Below are 5,795 nucleotides of genomic sequence, written 5' to 3' on the forward strand. Positions count from 1 at the left end.
AAACGAATCGTTCCATCCAAAGCTTGAATCACAGCCAAGCACGAATGAGAATCCTGAATCCCAACAGACCCTAGAGCATGATCCGGAAAAGTGGGCACCGGTTTTCCGAAAAAGATCATGCTCAAACAAAGAGCTAAAGCGAGATGACGATTCGAAGAAAAGTCATCACGCTTTAGGCCACTGCTGCGAGGCACGAATTCGCCTCCGCGGAAATCCTCGCGCGATCGCATCGCGCGCATCACTTCCAACAATTCTTGTGCGCTGTCGTGCGATGCGAATGGCATCGGTCGCGATGCATGCATCGTCGCCGCAGATGCAGCGCAGAGAACTTTTTGAACGAGTCAAAATTTCTCGCGCGCTTTCACAGCAACGATAAGTGTGCGTCATGTTGCCGCATTAGATGATGTGTCGCCAACCACAACCTTTGGAGTCGATAATGACTTTCAATCATAAGAAGAACTGGCGAACCACCACGGCACTTTGCGTCATCTCAACAGTCGCTGTCGCAACGGCCGCCTATGCAGCACATTATCCCGGCGGACGAAGTGATTGGGACAAGCGCTCGCATCACAATCGTTTCGCCCATGACGATCAGGGCAACGATCACGACGGGAACGGTCACCACGGTGACAACGGTCACGATAACAATGGCCACCATGGCGACCACGGTGACAAAGACAATGATCCGGCAGACAAAGTGAAGACCGCGTCGCCAATCAAGCACGTCATCATCCTGATCGGCGAAAACCGCGGGCTCGACCACACGTTCGGGGTGTACAAGCCGAAGGGCAGGGGACAGACGATCTCCAACCTGCTGTCGAAGGGCATCGTCAACGAGGATGGATCGCCCGGTCCGAATTTCGCGCAAGCCCAGCAATACTCGGTCGCCGCGCAGTCCTCTTTCTATATTGGTGCGCCGACGATCGCGAAGTCGCCCTACAGTGCGACCAATGCGATGCCGCAGCCGAACACGGCGGGCACGCCGACCGGGCAGAGCGATACGTCACCTCCGTTCAAGACGATCGCCGAAGCCGGCGTCGAGCAGGACATGGATTCAAGCGATCTCGATATCCTCACGACCGGTTTCAGCGGCCTGCCGACTGGCGCGCTTGATACCCGCGTTCCCGGCGCTGGTCACTTGACCGGACCGTTCGCGCTGCAGGGTGAGCAGATCAGCGACGACGACTACACCGGCGACACCACGCATCGATTCTATCAGGACTGGCAGCAGGAAGACTGCAGTGCGGCCAGCGCCACGAAGGCCAACAACTCCGGCTGCCTCAGCGACCTGTTTCCGTTCGTGATGGCGACCTACTCGACGTCCAACAAGAGCATGGCCAACTCGATGGGCTTCTACAATGCCCAGCAGGGGCAGGCCCCGATCCTGAAGATGCTGGCTGACCGCTTCACCCTGGGCGACAACTTCCACCAGTCCTTCCACGGCGGCACCGGCGCCAACCACTTCATGCTCGGCACCGGTGACGCGGGCTTCTGGAGCGACGGCAAGGGCAACCCGACCACGCCGCCCGCAAACCAGATCGCAAACCCGAATCCGGCGTCCGGAACGGTGAATCGCTACACAGTGGACGGCAACTTCAGCGATTGCTCGGACGTGTTCCAGCCCGGCGTCAAGCCGATCGTGACCTATCTGAACAATCTGCCGTATGCGGCCGAGCCGAACTGCAAGCCCAACCACTACTACATGCTCAACAACACCGATCCGGGCTATCTGCCGAACGGTGCGCTGGCGGGCGGAAGCAGCATGCCGCCGTCGTCGGTGCGGACCATCGGCGATGCGCTGATGGAGAAGAAGATCTCCTGGGCCTTCTACGGTGGTGCGTATAATGACGCCGTGGCGCTTTCGAACGCTGCGGTTGCCGCCAACCCGAACAATCCGGATCTCACCGCGGCGGCGCTCGCCGATCCGGCCCACGCGCTCGGTGTGGCCTATTGCCAGATCTGCAATCCGTTCCAGTATGCGACCTCGATCATGGCCAACCCGACCGTGCGTCAGGCTCACATCAAGGACACTGCCGATCTGATCACGGCGATCCAGAACAACACCCTGCCTTCGGTGTCGTTCGGCAAGCCGGACGGTCTGCTCGACGGCCACCCGCAAAGCTCGAAGGTCGATCTGTTCGAGGCCTATGCGCTGAATGTCCTGAACGCGCTGGACAACAATCCGGAGCTCAAGGCGGAGACCGCGGTGTTCATCACCTGGGACGAAGCCGGCGGCTACTGGGACTCGGGCTACATCCAGTCGATCGATTTCTTCGGCGATGGACCGCGTATGCCGATCCTCATCCTGTCGCCCTATTCGACCGGCGGCAAGATCTACCACAACTACGGCGACCACGTTTCGCTGCTCAAGTTCATCGAACGTAACTGGGGCCTGCAGCCGCTGACGAACCGCAGCCGGGACAACCTGCCGAACCCGGCATATTCGAGGAACAACGAGTATGTGCCGACCAACAGCCCCGCGCTTGCTGACATGTTCGACGCGTTTGACTTCAGCAAACCGGTCACGCTGTCCTATACCGAATAACTGAACAGCGTTCCAAGAACGACAGATCTGAAGATGGTGCCGATCGAACCGATAGTTCGGTCGGCACCACCGCATTTTTTTGCGCCGCGCCGAGGTTTTCCGATGGATCGAGACCGGATGACTACGTTGGGGAACAAGAGGCTGCGAGCATGCCTGCTTGCCTTGGTCGGTTCGGCGCTCGCCGGCGTTTCAGCATCGGCGCAGCAGTTTTCCGCCGACCTTGTCACCAGGCAGGGTGAGAAGGTCGTGCGGGTGGGAAGCCTGCGCGTGTCTGAAAGCAAAGTGAGGATAGAGACGACCGATTTCGCCGATGGCTTCTTTCTGGTCGATGGGGCAAAGCCTGCGGCCACTTTCGTGCGGCCGCATGCGAAAGTGTTCATGGACGCGATGCAATCAAGTCCGCTTACGCAGATGTTTGTCCCGGTCGATCCCGACGAGCCCTGCCGGCAATGGCGGGCGATGGCATCGCTGGCGGCGCCGGTGGATCCCGATAGATGGCATTGCGGGCGCGACGGGGAAGGAACAGTAGGAGATCGCAAGGCGGACATCTATCGGATCGTCGCGGCTTCCGGCGGCGGCTTTGTCGGATGGGTCGACCGGGAGCGCAAGTTTCCGGTGCAGATCGAGACCGTGGACGGGACGATGATCGCCGTCGAGAACATCCGCGACGAGCCGCAGCCGGCACAATCGTTCGAAATTCCCCCCGGCGCGCGCAAATTCGATCCGCGGGCGTTGATCGATCGCATCCGGCAGAGCGACGTATGGGTCGCTCCGCGTGGCATGGAGTGAGTGGTCACTGCGATTGCTTGGCTGTCGATTGCAGCATCCGTCCAAGCGCCGCATAGTGCGACTGGTGAATATTGGCATTGAACAGCGACCAGGGTTCGGCCTTTTTCAACGCGACCGGGACGTCAAAGGTCGCGAGCATCGAGAAAGTCTCGTATTCGGCCATGGCCTCGTCGAGATGGCCGGCAGCGACCGCAAGATCAATCCGGCGCAGATTGAGCACCAGGTCCTTGACGGCGGTGCGTGCCGCGAGCCGTTCTTCCTGACCCCCGACCGAAGCATACCTGATGTCCGGAATATGCTCGGTCAATTCACGCAGCTCGGCGCCTACGCCAGTGACCGCCAGCGAGACCACGGCTGTATCCGCGGCGGGAATGGCCAACTCGAGGACGCTCGCCAGTTCACGCACTTCCTTCATCCGGATCGCCACGCCGTCCTTGTCGAAGGGGCGGTCGCCGTCGCCGATCGCGGTCAGATAGGCGACGAGGTTCTGCGTGTCCTGCGATGAGAGACCGAGATCGAATATGCGGTCGAAATGTCCGACCACTTCTTCATAGGTGTCGTACCGGCCGTCGTGGAAGTAGGGCGCGTTGAAGTTGGCGTTGAGCAAGGTCGGTGTCTTCACCAGACCGCCTGAGCCCACGTCGTGGCGGGCCTGGTCGGTGAAGACACCCGTTGGAACATGGCAGGTGGCGCAGTTGAGTTGGGGTTGGTGCGGAAACGGCTTGAAGAACAGTTGCTCGCCGTGGCGCTCGGCAGCACTCGCCTGTGCGGTAAGCATGCCGCCGGGCGCGAGCCTGGGATTGGGTAGAAAATCGATGTCGTTGATGTAGTGGAGCGTGACAATCCGGTTCGAGTGATCGCGCAGCCTTGAGCGGGAAGCCGGCCGCAATCTTGAACTGATCTGGCTGCTGAAGCGGCTGGTGCCCGGCTATCGCACCATTGCCAAGTTCCGCAAGGACAACTGGAAGGCGCTCAAGGCAGCGAACCGGGAGTTTGTGCTTGTGGTGCGCGAGCTTGGCCTGGTGGGCGGTGAAGTTGTGGCGATCGACGGCGCGTTTTTTGACGGCAACGCCAGCAAGGCGAGTATCAAGACGCAGCGCAAGCTCGCCAAGCGGCTCGCGGAGATTGACCGGGAGATCGAGGCCTATGGCGCCACGCTTGAGGCCAACGATCGCGCGGAGGCGGCGCCTGCGCCCGCGGGACGGGATGGTGGGGGAGGCGACGGCGAGGACGTCACGCAAAAGGTCGCGGCCTTGATGGCCAAGCGGGCAAACGTGCAGGCCGATCTGGCGCGGCTGGAAGAGAGCGGCGAGAGGCAGCTGTCGCAAATGGATGCCGATGCCCGGCTGTTGTCGAAGAACGGTCAAGTGGTGGCGGGCTACAACGTCCAGATCGCCGTCGATGACAAACATAAGCTGATCGTGGCAAGCGAGGTCGTCAATGACGGCAACGGCCAGCTTCACGAGATGGCCAAGGCCGCGAAGGACGCACTCGGCGTCGAGACCTTAACGGCGCTGGCCGACACCGGCTATTACAACGGCAACGCGCTCAAGGCCTGCGAGGAGGATGGGATCGTGGCTTACGTTCCGCAAGCCAAGCGCACCGCGAGGCTGCAAGCGCAGGACCGCATGAGCCACGAAGAGTTCGCCTATGAAGCCACAGCAAATGTCTATCGCTGTCCCGCCGGCAAGCTCCTGAGCCCGACGGAGGGCCGCAAGATCAACGGCGGCCGCAGCGAGATCAGGTATGTCAGCCGCAAGGCCGATTGCGACGCCTGCGCGTTGCGTGCGCGCTGCCTCTCCGCCAAGACGCCGACGCGCACCGTCTATCGCTGGGAGCATGAAGCCGTCCTCGAACGGCATCGTGCGCGGATGACGGACGCCAAAGCTCAGATGCGCCGCCGGGCCGAACTCGCCGAACACCCCTTCGGCACCCTCAAATGCCGGGCCGGCTACCGCCACTTCCTCGTCCGCGGCTTCGACAAGGTCCGCGGCGAATGGAGCCTGATGGCGCTCTGCCACAACTTCACTCGCGTGCTCAGCATCCTCGGCCTGGATCGGTTCATGGCCTATCTGGCCAAGCGCCGTCCAAACTGGACGATCTTGCTTGTCACCGTCCTCGCCGTCATCGTCGACCGGCTCCAAACCTGCAGGCCGCGTCTCCGAGCCAAAATCCGCCCGGCATTCGACTGTGCCCTGCAATCCGGGCGGAAAAAATTCTTACCCAGTCTCGAAGCGAAACCCATCGCGATGGAGCAAGCCGCGCGATGGGTTTCGCTTCGCTCTACCCATCCTACAACTGTCGTCCCCGCGAAGGCGGGGACCCATAACCACAGGGAGTGGTTGTGGCGCACGCAAGCGGTTGCAGCTGAGCACATCACAAACGCCTGTGGTTGATGGGGTGGACGGCCCCCTACGGCATCAGTTGTGCCAGAATGAGGTTGTCGAAATCTCAAACGAGG

Annotated in this window: 5 protein-coding genes; 3 read left to right on the forward strand and 2 right to left on the reverse strand. The window is 61.1% G+C overall.

The annotated features are described in order from the left end of the window. On the reverse strand, positions 1-284 hold a 284-nt coding region (locus AAFX91_RS38085; RefSeq protein ID WP_394569918.1), incomplete at its 3' end, for a hypothetical protein. A 152-nt stretch (positions 285-436) separates the two neighbouring features. Here AAFX91_RS38085 and AAFX91_RS38090 point away from each other — a divergent pair. Then, on the forward strand, positions 437-2,545 hold the full coding sequence (locus AAFX91_RS38090) for a phospholipase C (protein WP_394569919.1): 2,109 nt from the start codon (positions 437-439) through the stop codon (positions 2,543-2,545). Between the two features lie 117 nt (positions 2,546-2,662). After that, complete coding sequence (locus AAFX91_RS38095) at positions 2,663-3,334, forward strand: hypothetical protein (RefSeq protein WP_394569920.1); 672 nt, start codon at positions 2,663-2,665, stop codon at positions 3,332-3,334. A gap of 4 nt (positions 3,335-3,338) precedes the next feature. On the opposite strand, the gene AAFX91_RS38100 is transcribed toward AAFX91_RS38095, so the two are convergent. After that, positions 3,339-4,223 (reverse strand): cytochrome c peroxidase, encoded by an 885-nt coding sequence (locus tag AAFX91_RS38100; RefSeq protein ID WP_394569921.1) that lies wholly within the window; start codon positions 4,221-4,223, stop codon positions 3,339-3,341. A gap of 28 nt (positions 4,224-4,251) precedes the next feature. On the opposite strand from AAFX91_RS38100, the gene AAFX91_RS38105 reads away from it, so the two are divergent. Beyond that, positions 4,252-5,730, forward strand: a complete 1,479-nt coding sequence (locus AAFX91_RS38105) for an IS1182 family transposase (RefSeq protein ID WP_394569923.1) — start codon at positions 4,252-4,254, stop codon at positions 5,728-5,730. Positions 5,731-5,795 lie beyond the last annotated feature (65 nt).

The organism is Bradyrhizobium sp. 31Argb (genome assembly GCF_043638955.1).
Classification (GTDB): Bacteria; Pseudomonadota; Alphaproteobacteria; order Rhizobiales; family Xanthobacteraceae; genus Bradyrhizobium.

Coding starts and splice junctions, on each gene's coding strand:
- AAFX91_RS38090 (WP_394569919.1), top strand. CDS start 437: ATGACTTTCAATCATAAGAAGAACTGGCGAACCACCACGGCACTTTGC.
- AAFX91_RS38095 (WP_394569920.1), top strand. CDS start 2,663: ATGACTACGTTGGGGAACAAGAGGCTGCGAGCATGCCTGCTTGCCTTG.